Below are 24,128 nucleotides of genomic sequence, written 5' to 3'. Positions count from 1 at the left end.
GCCCGCGATTGATCATGTGCCTTGGCTTACCAATGATGATTGTTGAGACGGACGACATCACGGCACTTTGTGAGTATCGCAACGAACAGCGGCGTGTCTCGGTCATGCTGCTCTACTGCGCCCCGGTCGGCGCCAGGGTGCTCGTTCATATCGACACCGCCGTGCGACTCTTGGATGAGGATGAAGCAAGACTGATCTCGGAAGCACTCGACGGGCTTGACGCCAGCCGTAACGGCCAGGACTGCGGCCCCTTCTTTGCGGACCTGGTCGGTCGTGAGCCGCAATTGCCTGAGCATCTACGTTAGCGGTTCTGCTGCGGATGTTGCAGTGACCAGCCTGCTCGCAAATCGATCAATCGCGCGCACCTTCCGCATGGAAAGGTCAATGCTTCGAGTGATGATTCCAGTCTCCCTCACAGCGCGACGATGATTGGCACGTGCCTTGCTACATCTCACCTAGCTCAAACCGAGGACGATCTGAAGGGAGTCTGATGAAGTTCCAGCCGGCGCGGCATGATCTCGCACCCTGTCCGTCCGAGGTGGAGAGCATCAACGCGCATGCACGCCTGGCCACGCACGCTTCCGCGAGCGCGCCCGAAGTGGTGCTGGCGGTCGCTGCCATGCATTCGCTCCGGGCCGTCCATGTCGCATTATCCTTTCCTGAATTGATCAAGGCTTTTCGGCGTTGCGTGCAAGGCGCAGGGCCTGCGCATGCGTTGGCTGGAAAGCTGGTCGGAAGACTCGGCCCGCGTCGTCGATCGACGGCAATTTTGTGCCATCGGCACGGTACGCTCTGCCTGATCGGCAGGCGCCTGGTCCGTTTGGTCAAGATCGACCGCATCGTCGTACCGATCGTTTGGCTGTACGCGGGTAGCATTTGTGCCGGCTATGCCTCCCGGGACATCGTATCATGACGACAGCGGTCCGCGTCGTATCCGGTGACGTCGAGCAGATGGTGAGCAAGTCTGCCACGGGCACCGAAAGTCTCGATGTATTCCATAGCGGGCTGACGACTATGGAGGCGGTAGCCAAGCGCGCCCGGCGCGACGGCAACGAGCTTGCAAGGAACTATCCGAATGTCACGGTGCTGTTGTCGAATGTCGCCGCTGCCGCTCGCGGCCAGAGCCAGAGCACTCGGTCGCAGCCGTACGGACTCGCCAATCTCAGCGAGCTCGAGCGCAAGCTGATTGGCGAGGTGCTCGGGGAAGGCGAGGTCGCCGGCGTGGTTGCGCTGCCAGATGGCTCTTTTGCGCAACTCCGGGAGTCGGTCCTTGCAGGAATCTGGCGCGTGCGTATCGGGTCCGAGCCGACGTACGAATATGTCGAGGTTGGGGCAATCCCGCAGATTGTGCAGCGCGCCGCAACTGAGTTGACGTCTGCCGACTTTCTGATCGGCGCGGCGCCGGACGGCGCCATGAACGTGCTCGCGGTACTTGCGGAAATACGCGAGCGGGCGCGTGTCTGGCGGTCTGGCATGCGGGCGCATGTTATCAATCTGACGTTGCTGCCGATGAGTGCTGTGGACATGGCGTTCCTGCAGCAAAGTTTGGGCAATGGTCCGGTCCAGCTCATCTTCCGCGGTTACGGCACATGCCGCGTGCAGGCGACCGAGGTGAGAAACGTCTGGTCGGTACAGTACTTCAATTCTTTGGACGACGTCATCCTCGATACGGTGGAGGTGGGAGGCGTGCCGATCGTAGCCTTGGCTGCTGACGAGGATTTCGAGGACTCCGCCGGGCGCCTGCAGGAAATTATGGAGGCGTACCTCACATGAAGAACTTAAAGATACTCGAAATCCAGTGGCATATCGCAGACAGCGCAGGCAGCGCGGCTGCCGTTCCGCGCAAGCTAATGACGCAGCGGTGCATATGAGTTTCGCGATCCGCAACAAAATCGATGTCACGGTCTGGCTTGCTGCCGACGTAATTGCCGCGGTCGAGATCCTGCCACGAGCCCGGCCACTGCTGGCGCGGCTGTTCGCCGGCAGACCGGCTTCGTCGCTGCTCAAACACATCCCACGGCTCTTCGCATTGTGTGCTGTTGCGCAGCAAACCGCGCTGCTGTCTGCGATCGAGACGGCGCGTGACGAAGCGATTACCCGCACGACGAAACAGCATCGTATTGCGCTGGTCGTTGCCGAGCGCATCGCAGAATTGCTGCGGGGCCTCTTGGTCGGACACCTTTCGCAGGACATCGCCGGTGCCGCCGCGATTCGTTCCGTGATGCAGGGAGTGTCCGCACTTATCGGTAGCGGACAACCGGCATGCGGTGCTGCTCGACGCGAAGCGACGGCAGGAATTGTGGCTGGACTGGCCACTATCGGGATGCCGGACGGAGACGGCGCGCCCAGGCCCGGCAGCCCATTGGCAATTCGAATAGCCGCGCTGGACGAGGTCGACTTGAAATCGATCCGGATCGCGCACTCGTTCCTGTCCGTTGCCGACGACCGAAACATCATTGAACGGCTGCTCGGCGATGATCCGACATTTTGTCTTTGTCCCGACCTTGGGGGGCGTGCGCCCGAGACGGGTCCATGGGCACGCCAAATGACGCGTGATCGGCTCTGGCTGGGTCGGTCGGGTGCGGCCGAGCGGCTGAAGGCCAGAATTGCAGAGATCGTTCGGCTCTGCGATTGGCTCAAGTCAGGCGCTCATATCGACTCAGCGGAGCCTGGGATCATCGAAAGCTACCGGTTGGGTTCGGGACGCGCCGCGACCGCCGTCGAATGCGCCAGGGGCAGGCTCTATCACGCGGTTGAGCTTGATCCTCAGGGCCAGATATACCGCTTCGAATTTCTTGCTCCGACGGAATGGAATTTCCATAGGAGCGGACCGGTTGTCCGGAACCTGCAGGGCGCGGTGCTGACGGCGAGACGGCATCAGAAAGCGGTTCGTGCGGTGATTGAATCGCTCGACCCATGTGTCGGATTCACACTCAGGTTTCGCAAAGTTGAAGATGCATGAAATGGCGGTTTGTCTGGGCATCATCCAAATCGTCGAGGAGGAGGTGCGTCACCGATCGTTGTCGCGGGTGCGGAGCATCTGTCTCGAAATCGGGGCGCTCAGCCATGTCGCGCCTGATGCGATCAGGTTCTGCTTTGCTGTCGTTGCAACGCGAACGATTGCCGAGGGGGCAGCTCTTGAGATCCTCGAACTCCCGGGGATCGCCTGGTGCATGAGCTGTTCTAGCACTGTCGAAATTGCTCGCCGCGGCGACCCCTGTCCTTGCTGCGGGAGCTATCAGTTGCAAGTAACCGGCGGCGAACAGATGCGAGTGAAAAAACTGGAGATCGATTGATGTGTACCGTTTGCGGTTGCAGCCAAGCGACGTCTTCGATCGAACTTGCCAGAGGGCGTGATCCGGAGAGCCAAGGCCGTTGCCGTCCTCATAGGCAGAACGATGGCGAGCGCCATGACGCGCATTTTCACGGCGACGAGAGGGTGCAGCATTCGTCCGATGCCCGCCACAGTCATGATCACGAACATTATCAGAATGATGGTCGGCAAGCGCTTCTGGGCTGCGGCGCCCCCCCAGTTGGATTGAAGGTCAAGGGCACGAGCCGCGAACGCATCATTTGGGTCGAGCGTGACATCCTCGGCAAGAACAATGCGATCGCGGCCGACAACCGGACGCGCTTTGCGGCCGATGAGCTGCTGGTATTTAATCTTATGTCGAGTCCCGGTGCAGGCAAAACCTCGCTGCTCGTGCGCGCCGTATCCGAGCTCAAGCTCAGCTATCCGACCGGAGTCATCGAGGGCGATCAGCAGACCTCAAACGATGCCGAACGGATTCGAGCGGCCGGTGTGCCAGCTATTCAAGTCAATACGGGTAAAGGGTGCCATCTCGATGCTGCAATGATTGCCGAGGCTTATCGCCGCTTGCCGCGGCTCACGCGCGGTATCCTCTTCATCGAGAACGTCGGTAACCTAGTCTGTCCCGCGGCCTTCGACCTTGGCGAGGCCTGCAAGATCGTTGTGTTGTCAATGACCGAAGGTGAAGACAAGCCGCTGAAATATCCCGATATGTTCGCGGCTTCTTCACTCATGGTGATCAACAAGATCGATCTGGCCTCACTGCTTGAGTGCGATCTGGACAAGACCATTGGATATGCCAGACGCGCCAATCCAAAGATCGAAGTGCTTACGGTCTCGGCCCGTACCGGCGAAGGTTTTGGCGCGCTCTACGCTTGGATCGATAGACAGGTGGCCCACCAAAGGCAGGCCGTAGAGGACGCAAGGCGATGAGCGCCGCAACCATTTGCGACCGAACACGACTGCGCGTGCGCGTGAGCGGAGCGGTGCAAGGGGTCGGCTTTCGTCCTTACGTCTATGGCCTCGCTACGCGGTACGGATTGGCCGGATTTGTCGCCAACGGCCCGGAGGGCGTCACAATCGAAGTCGAAGGTGGTCGTGCGTCAGAATTTCTTGCCACATTGCCGCTAGAGGCGCCTCCGTTGGCGCGCATCGACCACATCTGCGTTCAAGAGACGGCGGCGCTCGCGACAGAAAACTTTTCGATCGGCGCGAGCGAAGGCGGAAAATTGTCAACGCACATCATCGCCGACGCCGCGACCTGCGGACAATGCCTCAGCGAGCTATTCGATCCAGAGAATCGCCATTACCTTTATCCCTTCATTAGTTGCTCCCATTGTGGTCCACGCTACACCATTGCCGGGCGGCTCCCATACGATCGCCACAACACGGTTATGAAGGCGTTTAGGCTGTGCGCCGCCTGCACGGCCGAATACGCGGATCCGGCGAGCCGCAGGTTTCATGCGGAGGCGATCGCGTGTCCAGAATGCGGCCCTCGGCTTAGCCATGGGATCAACGCCATTGTCGCTGCAATCGCAGGCGGTCAAGTCGTAGCCATAAAGGGTCTCGGCGGCTACCAGCTCCTCTGCGATGCCCGTAATCAGGACGCTGTGCAGCGCCTGCGCAGCAGAAAGCAGCGCCGTCAAAAGCCGTTTGCAGTTATGCTCGGTTCCATAGAGTGCGTCAACGAGATCGCGGAAGCGAACGCTCTCGAGCTCGCGCTACTCGAATCCGCAGCGCGGCCCATTGTGCTTTTAACTTCGCGCAAATGTCTGGCGCCCGCCATAGCGCCCGGCTTGTCTCGCGTTGGCGTCATGTTGCCTGTGGCCCCGCTGCATCATCTAATCTTTCATGCGCTTCGCTCGACAGGAGCGTGGATTGCGGAACCAAGCCCGGTCATCGTCGTCACCAGTGCCAATCCTTGCGGCGAGCCGCTCCTGATCGACAACACGCAGGCGCTGCGACGGCTTGAGGCGATCGCCGACCTTGTCGTGACCCATGATCGGGATATTGTAACGCGTGCTGATGACTCCGTAGTCGCGGTGGTGGCTGGCCGCTCCCAATTCATTCGGCGCGCTCGTGGCTATGCTCCCGAACCGATCCAGCTTGCGCAATCTGTGCCGCCCGTGCTCGCTGTCGGCGGCGCGCTGAAATCGACCGTCACCATCACGCGCGACAACCAAGCGTTCGTTTCGCAACATATTGGCGATCTCAATACGCCCGAAGGCATCCGTGTGTTCGAGGGGACGATCCAACACCTTACATCGATCCTTGACGTAGAGCCTGTCGTCATCGCTCATGATCTGCATCCTGACATGGCATCCACCCGCTTTGCGCAAGCAGGCGGCCGCGCGCTGATTGCAATCCAGCACCACCACGCACACGCCGCCGCCGTGATCGCTGAACATGGCCATGCGGGACCGGCGCTAGCTCTGGTGCTCGACGGCCATGGCGTTGGCTCGGATGCTGGTAACTGGGGTGGCGAGCTATTGTTGTGCGAAGGAGCGATGTGCAGACGCATCGGGCATCTCGCGCCGCTGCAAATGCCTGGTGGTGATCGCGCAGCCCGTGAGCCGTGGCGCATGGCGAGCGCGATACTACACTTGCTCGGACGAGGTAACGAAATCGCGCGGCGCTTTGCAGCGCAACAGCAAGCTCAATATATCTCGGCCTTGCTCGATCAGTCGGGCGGGGCCACCACGACCAGCGCGGGCCGGCTATTCGACGCGGTGGCGGCGCTGCTGGGGATTGTGAGTTGGCAGAGCTATGAAGGAGAAGCCGCGATCAAGCTCGAGGCGCTAGTGCGGCGGACGGCGATTCTAGAGGCCGGGTGGACGATCGATGGTGGCGTGCTGTCGCTTCGGCCGCTGTTTGCGCGGTTGATTGCGGACGACATTGACGCTGCGGGCGGAGCCGGCCTGTTTCATGGCACCTTCGCCGCTGCCTGCGTTGACTTGGTCATGCGCTCCGCGCGGACAACCGGCGTCAATACCGTCGTTCTGAGCGGAGGCTGCTTTCAGAACGCGATACTGATGGATGAGATCTGGCGCGGGTGCTGCGCTGCCGGCCTGACCCCGCTGGTGCCACAGCGGGTGCCGCCCAACGACGGTGGTTTGAGCTTTGGCCAAGCCTGGATTGCCGCTTTGCAGATTGCTGAACAGTCGTCCGCCAGCGAAGGGAGAGGCTGATATGTGCCTTTCGGTTCCAGCAAAGATCGTAAAAATTCTTCCTGACCACATGGCCGCCGTGTGCATCGATGGTGTTAGCCTGGAGATATCGATTGCTCTTATCGATGAGCTCGACGTCGGTGATCACGTCCTCGTCCATGTTGGGTATGCGCTGGCCAAGATCGATCCGATAGAAGCCAAGCGGACGCTGGAGCTGCTGCAGGAGTTAGGCAGCACAGGGCAGGAACTCCGGCCATGAGATATACCGACGAATTTCGCGACAAGACCCTTGCGCAGGGGCTCGCCGCTGCGATTAGCGCCGAAGCCGATCGGCAAAAAGCCTATCGGTTCATGGAATTCTGCGGTGGACACACTCATGCCATATCACGCTATGGCCTTGAGGATCTGCTGCCCGCGAATGTGCGCATGATCCACGGGCCCGGTTGTCCGGTCTGTGTTCTACCTGCGAGCCGGATCGACATGGCGATTCGTCTCGTCGAGCGGCCGGAGGTCACCCTTTGCGTCTACGGCGATCTGATACGGGCGCCTGGCTCGCAAGGACAGTCCCTGTTGCGAGCCAAAGCGCTCGGCGCAGACATCCGGATGGTGTACTCGACGCTCGACGTTATCCGGATCGCCGAACAGGCGCCGAGCCGCGAGGTCGTGTTCTTTGCCATCGGATTTGAGACCACGACACCGCCGACGGCCGTGATGATCCGGATAGCCGAGAAGAAGCGGCTGAAGAGCCTTAGCGTGTTCTGCAATCACGTGCTTACACCCTCTGCGATGCAGAGCATTCTCGAGAACCCGAAGATCCGCAACATCGGCGGGGCTGCAATCGACGGTTTCGTCGGGCCTGCACATGTCAGCACGATCATCGGGACGAAGCCTTACGAGCTCCTGGCGGAACAATTCGGCAAGCCGATCGTGATCGCGGGATTTGAACCGCTCGACGTGATGCAGGCGATCCTGATGCTGGTGCGACAGGTGAACGAAGACCGCTACGACGTGGAGAACCAATACAGCCGTGCAGTGAGGCGTGAAGGCAATCGGCGCGCCAAAGACGAGGTCTCGCAGGCATTCGAACCGCGTGAGCAGTTCGAATGGCGCGGGCTCGGTTTCGTACCAAATAGTGGACTGAAGCTGAGGCGGGCCTACGCGCGGTTCGACGCGGAGGCGCGTTTTGCGATGCACGAACTGCAGGTCGCCGACAATCCGGCGTGCGAGTGCTGCGCCATCCTGCGCGGCGCCAAGCGGCCAGTCGATTGCAAGCTGTTTGGAACCCTCTGCACGCCGGAAACTCCCATAGGATCCTGCATGGTCTCATCGGAAGGCGCCTGTGCGGCGTATTGGACATATGGCCGGGTTCGCGATGATCAGGTGAGGCGAACGTCATGAGCGTACAGGGCTATCAACGCAAGCTCGATCTCGAGAACGGACGCGTTGATCTTTCCCATGGGGCCGGGGGACGAGCCATGGCACAGCTGATCTCCAGCCTTTTTCACCGAGCCTTCGGCAATGAATGGCTTGCCCGCTGCAATGATCAATCGGCCTTCGACGTTGCAACGGGTAAAATGGTGATGACGACCGACGGTTACGTGGTTTCGCCGCTGTTCTTTCCTGGCGGCAATATCGGCTCACTCGCTGTGCACGGGACGATCAACGACGTCGTGATGTCCGGCGCGCGCCCTCTCTATCTGTCGGCGAGCTTCATCATTGAGGAGGGGTTCCCGCTGTCTGATCTGAAGACGATTGCGGATTCGATGGGCGAGGCAGCACGCGGCGCGGGCGTCTACATCATTGCGGGGGACACTAAGGTCGTCGAGCGCGGCAAGGCTGATGGTCTGTTTATCTCCACGACCGGAATCGGGGCTCTGGCCCATGGGTTCGATCTCTCCGCCGACAAAGCTATGGTCGGGGACCGTGTTTTGGTGTCCGGCAGCCTTGGCGACCATGGCGTGGCGATCATGTCAAAACGCCACAACGTCGCGTTTCAAACCGAGATCGTGTCGGATTCCGCAGCGCTACATGACCTTGTCGCCGTTATGATTGCGGCGGGCGGCGCCGGCATCCGGGTGATGCGCGACCCCACGCGCGGCGGTCTTGCCGCAACCCTCAACGAAATTGCGCATCAATCGGGCCTTGGCTTCCGTCTACAGGAAGCAGCCATTCCGGTGAAGGCAGCGGTCGCGGCAACCTGCGAACTCTTTGGGCTTGATCCGATCCATGTCGCCAATGAGGGCAAGCTCGTTGCGATCGTCGCGCCCCATTTGGCCGATGCAGTGCTTGCAGCTATGAAGGCGCATCCGCTCGGACGCGATGCTGCTGATATTGGCGAGACGGTAGCTGACGATCACAAATTTGTGCAGATGGCGACCAGTTTCGGCGGCGGACGGATCGTCGATTGGTTGTCAGGCGAACAGTTGCCTCGGATTTGTTGAACAATCCACGCCCATTTGCGACGAGCGTGAAGGCGTTAAACGTGCGCATCCAGAAATCAGACTGATGATCAATGGTCATTTGGCCATCAGCGGTGGCAAGCAATCCAGCCGCTGGGCAAATCCTGCCTCACTGGCAGACTACGTTGCTCCTTCTTCAACAAGGTCGGCAAGACTGGAATCGTTGTTGACTGTTCCGCGAGCCGAGATCCGATTAAGCGCGTCATCGCGATCGCGGAGTACGACGGTTAAGCTTAGCGAGCACGGTCGCTCAATCCATTCGGCATCGAAAACCTGCACGGCTGGTCAAAGATCGCTGAATTCCTGCGCAATTTGGGCTGCCGCGTCGCAATATCGCTGCGCCTTTCAATTAGAAAGGCGCACTAGGCAAGGAGTTTGCAAATGAAGGTCGGAGTTCCCAAGGAAATCAAGGCACACGAATATCGCGTGGGCCTGACCCCTGGAGCCGTCCGCGAATACGCGGCAGCAGGACACCGCGTAATGATCGAGACCAATGCCGGCGCTGGCATTGGCGCGACCGATGACGATTATCGCAGCGCCGGCGCAGCGATTCTGGATTCTGCAGCTGAGGTATTCGCTTCGAGCGAAATGATTGTGAAGGTCAAGGAGCCTCAGCCGTCCGAATGGAGCCAGCTGCGGGAGGGCCAGATCCTGTTCACATATCTGCATCTGGCGCCGGACCCGGCGCAGGCCAAGGGGCTTCTAAAATCGGGATGCACGGCAATCGCCTATGAGACAGTGACTGATGGGCATGGTGGCCTTCCGCTGCTGGCTCCGATGAGCGAGGTCGCAGGCAGGCTCGCGGTCGAAGCGGCGGGTAGCGCGCTAAAGCGCAGTGCAGGCGGACGAGGGCTGTTGATCGGCGGCGTGCCCGGTGTTCAGCCGGCCCGAATCGTGGTGATCGGTGGTGGCGTCGTTGGTACGCACGCGGCACGGATGGCGGCCGGTCTCGGTGCAGAGGTGAGCATCATCGACCGCTCGATACCTCGGTTGCGCGAGTTGGATGAGCTATTCGAAGGGCGCGTTCGAACCAGGTTTTCGACCATCGAAGCTGTGGAGGAAGAGGTATTTGCGGCCGATGTTGTGATTGGTGCCGTGCTCGTTCCAGGTGCGAGTGCGCCCAAGCTGATCCGGCGGAGCATGCTGAGCTTGATGCGTAAGAGGGCCGTGCTCGTGGATGTCGCTATCGATCAGGGCGGCTGTTTTGAGACTTCGCACCCAACCACTCACGCCGATCCAACCTATGAAGTGGATGGCATCATTCATTATTGCGTGGCCAATATGCCCGGCGCCGTGCCGCTGACCTCGAGCCAGGCACTAAATAACGCCACGCTGCCGTTTGGCTTGGCTCTGGCCAATAAGGGTTTTTCCGCCGTGTTGGAAAATCCGCATTTGCGTGCAGGCCTCAACGTCCATCGAGGCCGGCTGACTTACAAGGCGGTGGCCGACAGTCTCGGGCTGCCGTTCTCACCGATCGAGCAGGCTGCAGCCTGATCCCAGAGGCCCCTACGGGTGTTTCCTCCCTGACTTGGGCCACCCTCCGGGGTGGCTTTTTTTCGGCATATCAATCTGCTGGGGTCCGCGGAGATTTATTTGCGACGCCGAGCGCGGCCGTAATCTGCGAGATTTTGAACATTTGCGTGCGCCGGCTCGGCCAGGGGACCCTCGATCACCGGAGCGGCTCCATTTAGCGCCATCGCGACGATTTTTCTGGTTGCGATATGGAGACGTTGCTTGAGCCGATGACGACGTCGCCCGATTGACATCGTGGTGCCTTCGCTGCCGCTGTCCGGGTGAGCAGAACCATCACCAGAGGCGATCTGCGATCCCCGAGACGGTGGCACGGTTACAATCGATACCACTTCAAAAGCGCTCCGCCGCCACGTCAAGTCGAGCCGAGCTGCTTCTCATTGGCGAACCCCTTCACATGATCGCTGGCTATCGCGAAATCTCGACGATGCGCAAGCTACGAGATCAAGCAGCTGCGATGCCGATTGTCGGGTTTACGACACGTGGTCGAGGCGGCCCTTGCGCTATCGAAAGTAGCCAAGATAAATCAAGCACATGACTCCTTGGCATGAGACTTGAAAGCAAGGCGTAGTCTCGCACCTTTGCTTATGGAATCGTAGTGATGGCCTACAAAATAATCGCGTCACAATGCACGGTCTGTGGTGCGTGTGAGTACGAATGCCCTAACGCCGCGATCAGCCTGAAGAACGACATATATGTGATCAATCCGGCCCAGTGCACTCAATGTGAAGGGCATTTTGATGCGCCGCAATGCGCCGTCGTTTGTCCAGTGCCTGATACCTGTGTGCCAGCATAGATCGAGGAGCCTACGGGTGGCACTCCGGCGCAAAACATGATCGAAACCCTATCAAGGGCGGCTCCCTTTTGGGTTCGTCTCCTGGTTCTTTCCCAAACTGGCCTCGAGTCGGCCGTGACTTGCGCGGTCCGCCCGGAGGAGAGGCGACGCGATCATTGCCGCCGGGAATCGTCCATGCGTGAACGGAGTGGGCAATGGTAGCTGTACAAGAGACGGTCGAGCGCGTCCGGCGCATCGACGTCGACCAGTATCGATATGGGTTTGAGACGCAGATCGAGTCCGACAAGGCCCCGAAGGGGCTGTCGGAAGACACCGTCCGCTTCATCTCAGCAAAGAAGAATGAACCGGCCTGGATGCTGGAATGGCGCCTGGAGGCGTATCGCCGCTGGCTGACCATGACCGAGCCGACCTGGGCGCGCGTCGACTATCCGAAGATCGACTACCAGGACATCTACTACTACGCGGCGCCGAAGCCGAAGAAGACGCTGTCCTCGATTGACGAGATCGATCCGGAAATCCTCAAGACCTACGAGAAGCTCGGCATTCCCCTGCGCGAGGTCGCGATCCTCGAGGGCGTCGAGCCGCCGCCGGGTGGCCCGCAGACGCCGAACCGCAAGATCGCGGTCGACGCCGTGTTCGATTCGGTCTCGGTTGCGACCACCTTCCAGAAGGAGCTGAAGGCTGCCGGCGTGATCTTCATGCCGATCTCCGAGGCGATCCGCGAGCATCCCGAGCTGGTGCAGAAATATCTCGGAACCGTGGTGCCGACCTCGGACAATTACTTCGCGACGTTGAACTCGGCTGTCTTCTCGGACGGCTCGTTCGTCTACGTGCCGCCGGGCGTGCGCTGCCCGATGGAGCTGTCGACCTATTTCCGCATCAACGAGCGCAACACCGGCCAGTTCGAGCGCACGCTGATCATCGCCGACAAGGGCTCCTACATTTCCTATCTCGAGGGCTGCACCGCGCCGCAGCGCGACGAGAATCAGCTGCACGCCGCCGTGGTCGAACTCGTCACGCTCGACGACGCCGAGATCAAGTATTCGACGGTCCAGAACTGGTACCCCGGCAATTCCGAGGGCAAGGGCGGCATCTACAATTTCGTCACCAAGCGTGGCGACTGCCGCGGCAAGAACTCCAAGATCTCCTGGACCCAGGTCGAGACCGGTTCGGCGATCACCTGGAAGTATCCGAGCTGCATCCTGCGCGGCGACAATTCGAGCGGCGAGTTCTACTCGATCGCGATCTCGAACGGTTTCCAGCAGGTCGATAGCGGCACCAAGATGATTCATCTCGGCAAGAACACGTCGAGCCGGATCATCTCCAAGGGCATCGCTGCCGGCAAGTCGCAGAACACCTATCGCGGCCTCGTCAGCGCACATCGCAAGGCGACCGGCGCGCGCAACTACACCGCCTGCGACTCGCTCCTGATCGGCGACAAGTGCGGCGCGCACACCGTGCCCTATGTCGAGGCCAAGAATTCCTCGGCGACGTTCGAGCACGAAGCGACGACGTCGAAGATTTCCGAGGACGTGCTGTTCTACTGCTTGCAAAGAGGCTTGAGCGAGCAACAGGCCATCGGCCTTGTCGTCAACGGTTTCGCGAAAGATGTCCTGCAAAAGCTTCCGATGGAGTTCGCAGTGGAGGCGCAGAAGCTGATCTCGATCTCTCTCGAGGGATCTGTCGGATAACCAAACGTCCCGCGAGCCCCCGAACGCGGCTTGCCGTTGCGGACGACGCATTTTGAGGGATCAGATCAAAAATGACGCTGCTCGAAATCCAAGATCTGAATGTTGGTGTCGACAGTCGTGAAATAATCCGCGGCCTCGATCTTATGGTCAATGCGGGCGAAGTGCACGCGATCATGGGGCCGAACGGCTCCGGCAAGTCGACGCTGTCGCACGTCATCGCCGGCAAGCCGGGCTATGAAGTCACGGGCGGCCACATCCTGTTCAGGGGCGAGGACCTCCTGGAGATGGAGCCGAACGAGCGCGCCGCCAAGGGCGTGTTCCTGGCGTTCCAGTACCCGGTCGAGATTCCCGGCGTCACCACCATGAACTTCCTGCGCACGGCGCTGAACGCCCAGCGCAAGGCGCGCGGCCGAGGGGAATTATCCACGCCCGAATTTCTGAAAAAGGTCCGTGAGGTGGCCGGGTCACTGAACATTACCCGGGATATGCTCAAGCGCGGCGTCAATGTCGGCTTCTCGGGCGGCGAGAAGAAGCGCAACGAGGTACTGCAGATGGCGTTGTTCGAGCCGAGTCTATGCATACTGGACGAGATCGATTCCGGGCTGGATATCGACGCTCTGCGTATTGTCGCGAGCGGTATCAACGGCCTGCGTTCGCCGGAAAGGGCGATGATCGTGATCACCCACTACCAGCGGCTCCTTCATTACATCGTGCCCGATTATGTGCATGTGATGTCGAAAGGCCGCGTCGTGAAGAGTGGCAGCAAGGAACTCGCACTGGAACTCGAGGCCTGTGGCTACGCCCAGTTCGAAACCGCGGCCTGACGGCTCAAGGGATTTCCCCATGAAGCAAGTATTGGCTAAGGCCGATGCCGGGTGCGCAACGAGCAATTTTCTCGCATCCGCGCTCGAACGGTTGCCTGGCGCGGGCCTCGTCCCCCATATCCGTGCGAGGGCATTCGAAGCCTATGCGCGCGCCGGCCTGCCGCATCGGCGCATGGAGGCCTGGAGATACACGGATCTGCGTGCCTTGATCGGCGAGGTGTTGCCACTCGCTCCGCGACCGGATGCAGCGGCGTTGGCGCGCGCAAAGGCGTCGGCCAGGCGAGTGGCTGTCGATCAGGCGGTCAAATTGGTCTTGGTGGACGGCATATTCGCGCCTGAGCTATCGGATCTCGGCGAGCTGAAAAACGAGCTCCATGTGCAGTCACTGCGAGAGGTGTTGGAGAACTCGGCCACTGGCGCAATGGCTGGGTTGGTGCTTTCGACGACGGACGATGCGGTGATCGCGCTCAATGCGGCAATGGCCTCAGATGGTCTGGTAATTTCGATTGCCGAAGGCAACACGATTAGACGCCCTATTCAAATCGTTCAGGTCGCAACGGGATCGTCGGTGTCCGCTTTTACACGCTCATATCTGCAGCTCGATAAAGGGGCGCATGCGACCGTGGTGCAAAGTTTCATCTCGGCCGAAGGCGCGAGCGGCTATCAGGCCAACGATGTCTTAATCGCCCTGGCTGGGGACGAGGCAAGCCTTTCGCATCTCCGCATAGCGGCTGACGCCGCTGATGCGGTGAACATCTCGTCGGGGATCATCGCGGTCGGCACCAGAGCTAAGCTCGATCTCTTCAGCATGACGTGCAGCGGCTCCATCAATCGCTATCAGGGATTCGTGACGCTGGGTGGTGAGGGATCCAAGCTCTCTGCGAACGGGGTTAATCTCGTCAAAGATAAACTGCACGCCGACACAACAATCGTGGTCGACCACGCCGTGCCGCATTGCACCAGTCGGCAGAAGTTCCGCGCGGTCGTTGATGATTGCGGCCGCTCGGTGTTTCAGGGCCGAATCGTTGTTCGTCCCGTCGCCCAAAAGACCGTCGCCAGCCTGTCGACCCGAGCGTTGCTCTTATCCGATCAGGCCGCGGCGGACAATAAGCCGGAACTTGAAATCTCGGCCGACGACGTGACCTGCAGCCACGGAGCGACCTCAGGAGCGCTGGATAATAATCTCGTATTCTATCTGCGCGCGCGGGGGCTATCCGAAATGGATGCGCAGATGTTGCTCATTAAAGCGTTCATTGGAGAGTCGATTGAAGAGATCTTCGCCGATAACCTGCGCGATTTTGTGACCGCGCAAGCTGAACACTGGCTGCAGGAGCGGCTGTGAGCGAACATCCCGCGGTCAGCGATGGTCGTTACGAGGTCGACCGTCTACGTAGTGACTTTCCGGCGCTGGCCATGACCGTTTACGGCAAGCCGCTTGTCTACCTCGATAACGCTGCGTCCGCGCAAAAGCCAAATGCGGTACTTGACCGCATGATGCAGGTGTACTCCAGCGAATATGCCAACGTTCATCGCGGCTTGCACTATCTGGCCAATGCGGCGACCGAGGCGTATGAAGGTGCCCGTGCCAAGGTGGCGCGGTTTGTGAACGCGCATTTGAATGAAGAGATCATCTTCACCCGCAGCGCCACCGAGGCAATCAATCTGGTCGCGCAGACGTTTGGTCGTGAGCGCATCAGCCCGGGTGATGAGATCGTTCTGTCAATCTTGGAACACCACTCCAATATTGTGCCGTGGCATTTTCTTCGGGAACGGCTCGGTGCAGTGATCAAATGGGCACCAGTGGATGATGACGGTAACTTCTTGCTCGATGACTTTGAACGACTGCTGACCTCGCGCACCAAGATGGTTGCGATCACACAGATGTCAAATGTGCTCGGCACGGTCTTGCCGGTGAAAGACCTGGTGAGGGTCGCACATGCTCGTGGTATCCCGGTGCTGGTCGACGGTTCACAGGGATGCGTCCATCTGAGCGTCGACGTCTGCGACATTGATTGCGATTTCTACGTCATGACCGGCCACAAACTCTATGGTCCGACCGGGATCGGCGTGCTTTACGGAAAATCCGAGCATCTGGCATCGATGACGCCCTACAATGGCGGCGGTGAGATGATTCGCGAGGTCTCGCGTTCCGGCGTCATTTATGGGGATCCGCCGCACCGGTTCGAAGCGGGTACGCCGCCGATCGTTGAGGCGATCGGGTTGGGCGCAGCCGTGGATTACATCAATTCGATAGGCAAGGCGCAGATCCGCAAGCACGAGAGCGCACTGCTGGCTTACACGCAGGAGAAGCTCGGGGACATCAACTTCGTGCGCATGATCGGGACGCCGGCCGAGAAGGGGCCGATCATCTCGTTTGATGTGAAAGGTGCGCATGCGCACGATATTGCCACCGTCGTCGATCGCGCCGGCGTAGCGGTGCGGGCGGGGACGCACTGCGCGATGCCGCTGCTCAAGCGCTTCGGCACACTGGCAACATGCCGTGCGTCCCTTGGACTTTACAACGCCCGTGAAGAAATTGATGTGCTCGCGCGCGCACTTATCAAGGCACGCCAGCTATTGGCGTGATTGGCGGGCGTGCTGCGTCAAGGTGAGAGGGAGGCTGCATTGAGCTACGAAGTAAAATAACGTCGTGCCTGATCATCGTCATCGCAAAAGGTCAACGCCTGAGGTCTCGGAAAGCAAAGTTCGCATTGGCAAGCCTGGTCGGCCAGGGCACCTTGCAGCCGTTTTTCCTTCGTTCGCCTTCGTCGAGCGCGGGGTCCGTAGTTCTAACGGCAGGTCGTGCCATGGCGCACCTGAACGCAGGACCCAAAAGATGCCATTAAGCACGCGACGGACATTTACGCGCTGAACGCCACGCGGCTTGTTCGGCAGCATCGGTTTGATGGCGATCCATTCGTAATCGCTGAGTTCGTAGCGCATGATTCGAGGCTCCGGTTTCGGAGCTTGAATCATGTCTCGGGTCGCGCCATCAACCGGCAACGCCCCGCGGCCTTACCGGTAACGCTTTGCATACGCTTCCGCTTTCGGCGACATGCGGACTTGGCCGGGCTTGCTAGTGGCTCGACCCGGCCGTCCATGATCTAAGTGGACGTGACGTAGGAGCGGCCTTCCAGAGGCTAGTCGCGCTGTCGTGAAAGTAATCGGAGCTTCGAGCGAAGGGCGACCCGCATTCACGTCAGGCCTTTTCGAAAACTCGCATGGTGATCTGGTCGATGCGCGATCCACAGTCGGGTATGCCCCTGAACGCCGTGTGTCGCTTCGCGCCCGGATCGTTGCCTCCACGAGGGGCAAAGAACTGTGCGAACAACCTGTCTAGCTCGCCAGAAGCTCACCTTGCGGACGATCCCCGCAGCTGAGACGTTTCGCGGATTTTAAAGGAAACCTATGGAAATCCACGGCACTGCAGCCACTATGACCGTGCCGAGGAGCAGGGCCAGCATGTACGCCAGGATCGGACCCATGCCTTCGTCGGGATGAATCCGGCTGATGGCGCACGCCGCATAGTAGCCGACGCCGAATGGCGGCGCGAAAAGTCCAATCCCCATCGCCAGAACGACGACCATGGCATAGTGGACCTCATGCACTCCCACCTGACGGGCAATGGGGAAAAGCAGCGGACCGAAGAGCACGATGGCAGGGATGCCTTCGAGCACGCTTCCCAGGACGACGAACGCAAGGATGGTGACGATCAGAAATATCGGCGCACCACCCGGCAGGGAAGTCATGAACTTTGCAAGAGATGCCGAGAAGCCCGATTGGGTCAAAGCCCAGGCCATCCCCGTCGCCGCGCCGATGATGAAGAGGATCGCGCCGGAAAGAGCCGCGGTCTCAACCAAAATCGAATAGAGGCGACGCCAGTCGAACCGGCGATAGATAAAAAGCCCGGCCAATACGGAATAGACGATGCCGATCGTCGAGACCTCGGTGGCTGTTGCTACCCCCTCGACCACTGCGGCGCGGATCACAAATGGAAGGGCAATGGCGGGAATCGCGATCAGAAAGGAACGGCCGATTTCACGCTTGGTCGCCCGCTGAACGTGCGACAAATCCTCTCGACGGTACCGCCACCACACCACCGCGCACAGTCCGACCGCGAGCACGATCGCCGGCAACAACCCGCCCGTGAACAGGGCCGCGATCGACACACCCGTCACCGATCCGATCGTGATCAACACCAATGATGGGGGGATCGTCTCGGTCTGAGCACCGGTCGCCGCCAGGAGCGCGACGAGGTCACCACGCTTCGCGCCGCGTCTGGTCATTTCGGGGAAGAGCACAGGCGCTATTGCTGCCATATCGGCCGCCTTGGATCCCGAAATACCCGAGACCAGATACATCGCACCGACCAGCACATATTGGAGGCCGCCCCGAACGTGGCCGAGCAGGCTGGCGAGGAAACCGACCATAGCGCGGGCCATGCCGGTCATTTCGATCAACAAGCCGAGGAACACGAACATCGGCACCGCGAGCAGGATGAGATGGCTCATGCCTTCGTCCATGCGACCGATAACGACCACGTCGGGTGTGCTGGTCGTCAGTGTTATGTAGCCGATGGTCGCCAGGCCGAACGCGAAGGCGATCGGCACCGCTGCGAAAACCATGGCGCCAACGATAAACACGAAGAAGATCAGCAGGTTCAGATTACCGAGGGGTTTAAGGATTGGTGCGAGCAGCGCGAGAACCCCGATCAGCGTTCCTACCGCAACGATTGCAGCAGCAAGGTGCTTCACATTGGCTGTGGCTGCCAGCCTCAGGGTGGCTACGACCAGCATCAAGCCGACGCCGACCGGCAGGGCGGCCGCGCGCCAAGTGTTGACTATTCCCAGAGCCGGAGTTGTGACGAAGACTTCGTCGGCCGCAAACTCGTAGGCGGGGCGAACTACCAGAAGCAGGAACGCAAACTCGGCAGCTGTCGCAAAGACGTCAAGGAACAACCTGGCTTCCGGTCGGATCATGCCAATGATGGCCGTCATCCGCATATGCTCGGCCCGCTGGAAGGCGACGACCGATCCCAGCATCGCCAGCCATAGAAACAGGATACCGGCGAGCTCATCCGACCAGACAATCGGGGTGTGGAGCACGTAGCGAGAGACGATGCCGACGAAAAGGACGATCACCTCCGCAACGACCAGCACTGCGGCAGGAATGGCGACGACGGGCTTCAGTGCCTTGTTCAGGTTCACCACAGCCTTGCGCCATCCGGAGGCAGGCTCAGGAAGAGCGAGTGTCGCCCCGTCCATGTGCGCATGTTCCATGACTCACCCCAACTTGCCCGCGGCTTTCTCAAGTTGAACCCAGGTCTCCTCGCCGAATTTGGATTTCCAGTCGGCATAGAAGCTCGTCTTTGCCAGCGCCTGCCGGAAGGCGGATCGGTCGACGTCGAGGAATTGCATCCCCTTGGCTGACAAATCTGTGCGGAGGGATTCACTGAGCTTTGCAATGTCGGCTCGTTCATCGTTGGCCGAGCGATCGAGTTCGCGCGTCACGATCTCTTGCGCGTCCTGCGGAAGTTTCTGGAACGCGCGCTTGTTGCCGAGGATCCAGTAATTGTCCCAGACGTGACCCGTCAGGCTGCAGGTCTTCTGCACCTCATACAGGCGCGCCGTTGCTATGACCGGAAGGGGATTTTCCTGACCGTCCACGACTTTGGTCTGGAGCGCGGAATAGACCTCGTTGAAGTTGATCGGCGCTGGTCCTGCCCCGAGCGCAAGAAAGAGCGACGTCAGATTGGGTGCGGCAGGTACCCTGAGCTTGAAGCCCTTGAGGTCGTCCGGTGTCTTGATCTCACGGCCCGACGACGTGATGTGGCGGAAGCCATTGTCCCAAGGTTTGGACACCGCCATGACGGGCGTCTTGGCGATCTGCGCGCGGATGTAGGCGCCGAGTTCGCCGTCCATGGCCTTCCAGACGGCATCGTAGTTGGGGAAGAGGAAGCCGAGATTCACGATGCCAGCGGCGGGTACAAGGGTGGCGAGAATCAGAGAGGAGAGGTTGAAAAGCTCGACGCTACCGTTGCGAACCTGCGTCAGCAGATCCGTATCCGAGCCAAGCTGGTTGGCCGGAAAGAGATTGATTTCCAGGCGTCCGCTAGTCGCTTCCTTAATGCGATCGGCGGCCTCCTTGGCCCGAGCGTTCACCGGATGCGCGGGGTCCTGCCCGGTCGCAAGCTTGTAAGTGAACTCCGCGGCGGCGGCCGGGCGGCTGAGGATGGCGCACAACGGGACGGCCGCGCCAGCCAGGAGCAACTTGCGACGGGTGATGGCAGTCGACTTACGTTGGGTCATTGCTTCCTCCTTGTTGAGTATCGGTATGTTGTCGGCAGCAGTACGCTTCTGCAGCTCCGGCCGGTTCTCGGGCACCGGCCGTCAGGCAGCGGCCATCGTTCTTCGCGGCGACGCCGCGTAAGCGATTCTTCCCTCAGTCGAACTTGACGTATCGAGGTGCGCGCTTAGCGCAGCCACCTCTTGATCTGCCTTGCAACTTCGGCAGTCGAAATGCCGTAGCGATCGTGCAGCGTGGGAAGCGCCCCAGCGGCAAGGAACTCATCGGGCAACGCGATTTGGCGGAAGACTGGATGGACATCGGAGCACATCAACAACGCTGCAACTGCCTCTCCGAGCCCGCCGATGATGGTATGGTTCTCGGCGACCACGACGAGACGGCCAGGTTTCCGTGCTTCGCGCAGTATCGCTTCGTGGTCGAGCGGCTTGATTGTCGGTACATGCAGCACGGCCACGTCCACGCTATCACCGGCGAGTTCCTTTGCGGCTTCCAGCGCCCGCATGGTCATGATTCCAGAGGAGATGATCAGGACGTCCCGACCGTTTCGAATCAAGGATGCCTTGCCGAGCCTGAATTGATAGTTGTACTCGTCCAGGACGAGGGGCACCTGACCACGCAAGAGCCGCATATATACGGGTCCGTGATGCGCCGCGATGGCCGGAACGATCTGCTCGATCTCATGAGCGTCGCAGGGATCGATCACGGTCATGTTCGGCATTGCGCGGAACAGCGCGAGGTCTTCCGCCGCCTGGTGGCTTGGGCCGTAGCCGGAGGTGAGACCTGGCAAGGCGCAGACGATCTTTACGTTGCGGTCTTCCTCTGCAATCGTCTGGTGGATGAAATCGTAGGCGCGCCGCGAGGCGAACACCGCATAAGTCGTAGCGAAGGGCATGAATCCTTCAGCCGCCATGCCCGAAGCCGCACCGTAGAGGAGCTGCTCCGCCATACCCATTTGATAGTAGCGGTCTGGAAACTCCTTCGCGAAAATGTGCAGGTCCGTGTACTTGCCCAGATCGGCGGTGAGGCCGACCACCTCGGGGCGGCTCCGGGCCAATTCGACGAGCGCGTGACCGAACGGCGCCGGTTTCGTCTTTTGTCCCTCGGCGGCGATCGACGCGATCATCGCGGAGGTGGTGAGCCGCGGTTTCCCGGGCGAAGCTGAGGTAACCGACTTCATGACCTGTCTCCCGCATCAAGTTCTGCCAGCGCCAACTTCCATTCGTGCGCTTCGACCCGAATGAAGTGGTTCTTTTCGCGCTGTTCGAGGAACGGAACTCCCTTGCCCATGACAGTGTCGGCGACGATGATCCTCGGTTGCGGTTCGGGGTGCGAAATCGTTGCGTCGAATGCTACCACGACGGCGTCCAGGTCATTGCCGTCGACTCGACGTACGAACCAGCCGAAGGCCTCGAGCTTGTCGACCAACGGCTCGAACCCCATCATCTGTTTCGAAGGGCCGTCGGCCTGCTGGTTGTTGACGTCAATGATCGCGATCAAATTGTCGAGCTTGTGGTGTGCAGCCGACATCATCGCTTCCCACTTCGATCCCTCGTCGAGTTCTCCGTCCGAGAACAGCGTGAAGACACGGCTCTTGGAGCCCTTGCGCTTCAACCCGAGGCCCATGCCGACCGCGATGCTCAGTCCGAGCCCCAGGGACCCGCCGGACATTTCCATGCCGGGCGTGTAGGACGCCATGCCCGACATCGGCAGGCGGCTTTCGTCGAAGCCATACGTCTCGAGTTCGACTTCGGGGATAATGCCGGCCTCGATCAGTGCGGCATAAAGGGCGATCGCGTAGTGACCGTTGGAAAGGAGGAAACGATCGCGATCTTCCCAGGTAGGCTCTTCGGGCCGGTAGCGCATCGCGTGAAAATATGCGACCGCCAACACGTCGGAAATATCGAGCGCCTGCGCGATATAGCCCTGGCCTTGAACTTCGCCCATGCGCAGGGCGTTGCGGCGAATATTGCGCGCACGCTGCGAAAGGCTAGGCGCGTTGACAAGTGAACTCGTGGACATCCGTCTCTCCATTGCTGCTCTTAGTGAATGAGCATCCCGCCGTTGACGTCGATCACGGTGCCGGTGACGTATGCCGAGAGGTCCGATGCGAGAAATGTGTAGATGCCGGCAACGTCCTTGGCCTCCCCGAGCCGTCCGAGCGGAATGCCTTCCAAGATCTTCGCTTTCATCTCGTCGTTGAGCTTGCCGGAAGTGATGTCGGTGCCTATCAATCCCGGCGTGACGCAGTTGACGCGGATACCATCGGCGCCAAATTCCCGAGCCATCGCCTTGGCAAGCCCAAGGACCCCCGCCTTCGCCGCCGAGTAGTGCGGACCACCAAAAATGCCGCCGCCGCGCTGGGCCGATACCGACGACATGCATGCAATCGATCCCGACTTGCGCATCCGCATATGCGGGATCACTGCCTGGGACAGGAACAGAATGCCCTTGAGGTTGACGTCCTGGATACGGTCCCAGTCGGCCGGCGTGATGTCGAGGAATTTGACCGGCTGTGTGATGCCGGCATTGTTGATCAGGATGTCGATTTGGCCGAAACGGTCGACGACAGCTTCGACTGCCTCCTGGCACGAAGCCTGGTCGGCGACGTTGCAAGCAATTCCGATATGAGCGTCGCCGAGGCCTTGCGCGGCGGCTTGTGCGGCGGTCCCGTCGATGTCGAGGATGGCAACCCGCGCGCCCTCTTCGGCAAATCGTCTGGCAGTTGCGAGGCCAATCCCGCGGGGCGAGGCCGCCCCTGTGATAATCGCCGTTTTGCCGCGAAGCAGCATTCGAATCCTCCTGTCCCTGTCGTTTTGGACGCCGCGCAGGCAGCCGGTCCTCTTGCCCCATTGCTAGAGCCGAGGGGCCGGCCGGGACAAACGCGCAGTTGTCTTGGATGTGTGAATCTGGTTCACTTATGGGTATGCTGCTGTCGAGCATCCCGATCTCCGCCATCCGGGCCTTCGAAGCGGCTGCGCGCAGTGGCTCCTTCAGCGACGCAGCCGACGAATTGCATTTGACGCCGAGCGCCGTCAGCCACGCGATCCGCAAGCTGGAAAGCACCATGAGCACCGTTCTGTTCGAGCGGAGTGCTCGTTCCGTCCGTTTAACGCCCGCTGGCGAGAACCTGATGCGTCACGCCGGTGCGGCCTTCGACAATTTGCGGCGCGGGATCGAAGAAGTCGCAGGTCGCGGGCCGCAGCTCCTGAGGGTGCATTGTGCCCCAAGTTTCGCAGCGCAATGGCTGGCCCCGCGCCTGACCAAATTTCTCGCGGCCGAACCGAAACTGGAGGTTCGGCTCGCCGCCAACACGGAGTACGCCCGCTTCACGAACGACGATTTCGATCTGGACATCGTCTACGGTTCACCTCGCGGTGAGAGCCTCGAAGTGATCCCGCTTGGCGAAGAAACCGTCACCCCTCTGTGTGCTCCTCAGATCGCGAAGAGAATCCGCCAGCCAAAGGATTTGTTGAGCCAAGTTCTTATTCGCTCCGATGTGAAGCAGGTTCAATGGTATCAATGGTTCGTCGCGAACGGGCTCGAACCTCCAGCGATCCATGGAATGCGATTCGACCGCAGCTTCCTCGCAATAGCTATGGCTTGCGGCGGGGTTGGCGTGACGTTGGAATCAACTCGGTTGGCTGAAAGTGAGATAGCATCGGGGCGCCTGATAGCGCCCCTGGCTGGCCGCTCCACCGACATCCGCTACGTTGGTCATCATCTGGTGTTCCCGCGCGCTGGCCGTCAGCGCCGCGCATTGCAGACTTTCGTGGAATGGATCAGGTCTGAGATTGCGCCAAGTTTATAAATTAGCGTGAACCGGAGCTGACGTCCTTCGCGTTATTTCGTCGCGCTGCGGAATTTGGTCGCTATCGGGCCATAGCGGATTCTGGCAAGCCGTCCGCCCGGCAGATTTATAGGTTCACGTCTAGAACGAAAACACGCGCGAATAGCTGAGCGGAGCCATTTCGCACATAGTTCCCCTTGTTCCGTTTCGAACAGGTCAAACCAAGAAGCCTCCGAGCAAAGCGCGATGTCGCGTTCG

General features: G+C 60.2%; 22 protein-coding genes and 1 pseudogene. 17 read left to right on the top strand and 6 right to left on the bottom strand.

The window, feature by feature from the left end; genetic code table 11:
* Window positions 1-14: 14 nt before the first annotated feature.
* The 16 genes from CK489_RS39525 (at window position 15) to CK489_RS39450 (ending at window position 16,363) form a co-directional block, all read left to right on the top strand.
* Window positions 15-305: a HypC/HybG/HupF family hydrogenase formation chaperone gene (locus CK489_RS39525; protein ID WP_050402936.1), complete on the top strand. Its 291-nt coding sequence runs from the start codon at window positions 15-17 to the stop codon at window positions 303-305.
* Between the two features lie 185 nt (window positions 306-490).
* Complete coding sequence (locus CK489_RS39520) at window positions 491-913, top strand: hypothetical protein (RefSeq protein WP_050627285.1); 423 nt, start codon at window positions 491-493, stop codon at window positions 911-913.
* Entirely contained in the window at window positions 910-1,773 is an 864-nt protein-coding gene (locus CK489_RS41155; RefSeq protein WP_143278326.1) for a hydrogenase expression/formation protein, read from the top strand. The genes CK489_RS39520 and CK489_RS41155 overlap by 4 nt, the downstream gene beginning before the upstream one ends.
* A gap of 94 nt (window positions 1,774-1,867) precedes the next feature.
* Window positions 1,868-2,962, top strand: coding sequence for a hypothetical protein (locus CK489_RS39510; protein WP_050627283.1), 1,095 nt, complete (start codon window positions 1,868-1,870; stop codon window positions 2,960-2,962).
* Window positions 2,955-3,296, top strand: a complete 342-nt coding sequence (hypA, locus tag CK489_RS39505; RefSeq protein WP_095736107.1) for a hydrogenase maturation nickel metallochaperone HypA — start codon at window positions 2,955-2,957, stop codon at window positions 3,294-3,296. The genes CK489_RS39510 and hypA overlap by 8 nt, the downstream gene beginning before the upstream one ends.
* The gene (gene hypB, locus CK489_RS39500; RefSeq protein ID WP_050627281.1) at window positions 3,296-4,243 is read left to right on the top strand and encodes a hydrogenase nickel incorporation protein HypB; all 948 of its coding nucleotides are present in this window, start codon (window positions 3,296-3,298) and stop codon (window positions 4,241-4,243) included. The genes hypA and hypB overlap by 1 nt, the downstream gene beginning before the upstream one ends.
* The gene (gene hypF, locus CK489_RS39495) at window positions 4,240-6,498 is read left to right on the top strand and encodes a carbamoyltransferase HypF (protein WP_050627280.1); all 2,259 of its coding nucleotides are present in this window, start codon (window positions 4,240-4,242) and stop codon (window positions 6,496-6,498) included. The genes hypB and hypF overlap by 4 nt, the downstream gene beginning before the upstream one ends.
* 1 nt (window position 6,499) lies before the next feature.
* Window positions 6,500-6,736, top strand: a complete 237-nt coding sequence (locus CK489_RS39490) for a HypC/HybG/HupF family hydrogenase formation chaperone (protein WP_094193819.1) — start codon at window positions 6,500-6,502, stop codon at window positions 6,734-6,736.
* Window positions 6,733-7,875: a hydrogenase formation protein HypD gene (hypD, locus tag CK489_RS39485; protein WP_095736106.1), complete on the top strand. Its 1,143-nt coding sequence runs from the start codon at window positions 6,733-6,735 to the stop codon at window positions 7,873-7,875. The genes CK489_RS39490 and hypD overlap by 4 nt, the downstream gene beginning before the upstream one ends.
* Window positions 7,872-8,918, top strand: a complete 1,047-nt coding sequence (hypE, locus tag CK489_RS39480) for a hydrogenase expression/formation protein HypE (RefSeq protein WP_095736105.1) — start codon at window positions 7,872-7,874, stop codon at window positions 8,916-8,918. The genes hypD and hypE overlap by 4 nt, the downstream gene beginning before the upstream one ends.
* A gap of 399 nt (window positions 8,919-9,317) precedes the next feature.
* Window positions 9,318-10,430, top strand: a complete 1,113-nt coding sequence (ald, locus tag CK489_RS39475; RefSeq protein WP_095736104.1) for an alanine dehydrogenase — start codon at window positions 9,318-9,320, stop codon at window positions 10,428-10,430.
* 637 nt (window positions 10,431-11,067) lie between these two features.
* Entirely contained in the window at window positions 11,068-11,262 is a 195-nt protein-coding gene (locus CK489_RS39470) for a 4Fe-4S dicluster domain-containing protein (protein ID WP_083992237.1), read from the top strand.
* Window positions 11,263-11,456: 194 nt separating this feature from the next.
* A complete protein-coding gene (gene sufB, locus CK489_RS39465; RefSeq protein ID WP_095736103.1) occupies window positions 11,457-12,953 on the top strand; it encodes a Fe-S cluster assembly protein SufB in 1,497 nt (498 codons plus the stop codon).
* Window positions 12,954-13,024: 71 nt separating this feature from the next.
* The gene (gene sufC / locus CK489_RS39460; RefSeq protein ID WP_050627275.1) at window positions 13,025-13,777 is read left to right on the top strand and encodes a Fe-S cluster assembly ATPase SufC; all 753 of its coding nucleotides are present in this window, start codon (window positions 13,025-13,027) and stop codon (window positions 13,775-13,777) included.
* A gap of 19 nt (window positions 13,778-13,796) precedes the next feature.
* Window positions 13,797-15,119, top strand: coding sequence for a Fe-S cluster assembly protein SufD (sufD, locus tag CK489_RS39455; RefSeq protein WP_095736102.1), 1,323 nt, complete (start codon window positions 13,797-13,799; stop codon window positions 15,117-15,119).
* The gene (locus CK489_RS39450) at window positions 15,116-16,363 is read left to right on the top strand and encodes a cysteine desulfurase (protein ID WP_095736101.1); all 1,248 of its coding nucleotides are present in this window, start codon (window positions 15,116-15,118) and stop codon (window positions 16,361-16,363) included. The genes sufD and CK489_RS39450 overlap by 4 nt, the downstream gene beginning before the upstream one ends.
* A gap of 171 nt (window positions 16,364-16,534) precedes the next feature.
* On the opposite strand, the pseudogene CK489_RS39445 reads toward CK489_RS39450, so the two are convergent.
* From CK489_RS39445 to CK489_RS39420, 6 genes and pseudogenes are all read right to left on the bottom strand, one after another.
* Window positions 16,535-16,720, bottom strand: a pseudogene (locus CK489_RS39445) (transposase); the annotation flags it as partial.
* A 452-nt stretch (window positions 16,721-17,172) separates the two neighbouring features.
* On the bottom strand, window positions 17,173-19,056 hold the full coding sequence (locus tag CK489_RS39440; protein ID WP_050627272.1) for a TRAP transporter large permease: 1,884 nt from the start codon (window positions 19,054-19,056) through the stop codon (window positions 17,173-17,175).
* Window positions 19,057-19,059: 3 nt separating this feature from the next.
* The gene (locus CK489_RS39435; RefSeq protein WP_050627324.1) at window positions 19,060-20,085 is read right to left on the bottom strand and encodes a TRAP transporter substrate-binding protein; all 1,026 of its coding nucleotides are present in this window, start codon (window positions 20,083-20,085) and stop codon (window positions 19,060-19,062) included.
* A gap of 164 nt (window positions 20,086-20,249) precedes the next feature.
* Complete coding sequence (locus tag CK489_RS39430) at window positions 20,250-21,260, bottom strand: transketolase family protein (protein WP_050627271.1); 1,011 nt, start codon at window positions 21,258-21,260, stop codon at window positions 20,250-20,252.
* Entirely contained in the window at window positions 21,257-22,102 is an 846-nt protein-coding gene (locus CK489_RS39425; RefSeq protein WP_095736100.1) for a transketolase, read from the bottom strand. The genes CK489_RS39430 and CK489_RS39425 overlap by 4 nt, the downstream gene beginning before the upstream one ends.
* Before the next feature lie 20 nt (window positions 22,103-22,122).
* The gene (locus CK489_RS39420) at window positions 22,123-22,872 is read right to left on the bottom strand and encodes an SDR family NAD(P)-dependent oxidoreductase (RefSeq protein ID WP_095736099.1); all 750 of its coding nucleotides are present in this window, start codon (window positions 22,870-22,872) and stop codon (window positions 22,123-22,125) included.
* 137 nt (window positions 22,873-23,009) lie between these two features.
* Between CK489_RS39420 and CK489_RS39415 the strand changes: the two genes are divergently transcribed.
* Entirely contained in the window at window positions 23,010-23,891 is an 882-nt protein-coding gene (locus CK489_RS39415) for a LysR substrate-binding domain-containing protein (protein WP_050627323.1), read from the top strand.
* The last annotated feature ends 237 nt before the right edge of the window (window positions 23,892-24,128 follow it).

The sequence above is a fragment of the Bradyrhizobium sp. UFLA03-84 genome (genome assembly GCF_002289535.1).
GTDB classification, from domain to species: Bacteria; Pseudomonadota; Alphaproteobacteria; order Rhizobiales; family Xanthobacteraceae; genus Bradyrhizobium; species Bradyrhizobium viridifuturi.
The sequence above is the reverse complement of the archived record's forward strand: the minus strand, read 5'-3'. Positions and strand labels throughout refer to the sequence as shown.

Bases quoted from the DNA above. Each gene is read 5' to 3' on its own strand.
- CK489_RS39525 (WP_050402936.1), top strand. From the start codon at position 15: ATGTGCCTTGGCTTACCAATGATGATTGTTGAGACGGACGACATCACG.
- CK489_RS39520 (WP_050627285.1), top strand. From the start codon at position 491: ATGAAGTTCCAGCCGGCGCGGCATGATCTCGCACCCTGTCCGTCCGAG.
- CK489_RS41155 (WP_143278326.1), top strand. From the start codon at position 910: ATGACGACAGCGGTCCGCGTCGTATCCGGTGACGTCGAGCAGATGGTG.
- CK489_RS39510 (WP_050627283.1), top strand. From the start codon at position 1,868: ATGAGTTTCGCGATCCGCAACAAAATCGATGTCACGGTCTGGCTTGCT.
- hypA (WP_095736107.1), top strand. From the start codon at position 2,955: ATGCATGAAATGGCGGTTTGTCTGGGCATCATCCAAATCGTCGAGGAG.
- hypB (WP_050627281.1), top strand. From the start codon at position 3,296: ATGTGTACCGTTTGCGGTTGCAGCCAAGCGACGTCTTCGATCGAACTT.
- hypF (WP_050627280.1), top strand. From the start codon at position 4,240: ATGAGCGCCGCAACCATTTGCGACCGAACACGACTGCGCGTGCGCGTG.
- CK489_RS39490 (WP_094193819.1), top strand. From the start codon at position 6,500: ATGTGCCTTTCGGTTCCAGCAAAGATCGTAAAAATTCTTCCTGACCAC.
- hypD (WP_095736106.1), top strand. From the start codon at position 6,733: ATGAGATATACCGACGAATTTCGCGACAAGACCCTTGCGCAGGGGCTC.
- hypE (WP_095736105.1), top strand. From the start codon at position 7,872: ATGAGCGTACAGGGCTATCAACGCAAGCTCGATCTCGAGAACGGACGC.
- ald (WP_095736104.1), top strand. From the start codon at position 9,318: ATGAAGGTCGGAGTTCCCAAGGAAATCAAGGCACACGAATATCGCGTG.
- CK489_RS39470 (WP_083992237.1), top strand. From the start codon at position 11,068: ATGGCCTACAAAATAATCGCGTCACAATGCACGGTCTGTGGTGCGTGT.
- sufB (WP_095736103.1), top strand. From the start codon at position 11,457: ATGGTAGCTGTACAAGAGACGGTCGAGCGCGTCCGGCGCATCGACGTC.
- sufC (WP_050627275.1), top strand. From the start codon at position 13,025: ATGACGCTGCTCGAAATCCAAGATCTGAATGTTGGTGTCGACAGTCGT.
- sufD (WP_095736102.1), top strand. From the start codon at position 13,797: ATGAAGCAAGTATTGGCTAAGGCCGATGCCGGGTGCGCAACGAGCAAT.
- CK489_RS39440 (WP_050627272.1), bottom strand. From the start codon at position 19,056: ATGGAACATGCGCACATGGACGGGGCGACACTCGCTCTTCCTGAGCCT.
- CK489_RS39435 (WP_050627324.1), bottom strand. From the start codon at position 20,085: ATGACCCAACGTAAGTCGACTGCCATCACCCGTCGCAAGTTGCTCCTG.
- CK489_RS39430 (WP_050627271.1), bottom strand. From the start codon at position 21,260: ATGAAGTCGGTTACCTCAGCTTCGCCCGGGAAACCGCGGCTCACCACC.
- CK489_RS39425 (WP_095736100.1), bottom strand. From the start codon at position 22,102: ATGTCCACGAGTTCACTTGTCAACGCGCCTAGCCTTTCGCAGCGTGCG.
- CK489_RS39420 (WP_095736099.1), bottom strand. From the start codon at position 22,872: ATGCTGCTTCGCGGCAAAACGGCGATTATCACAGGGGCGGCCTCGCCC.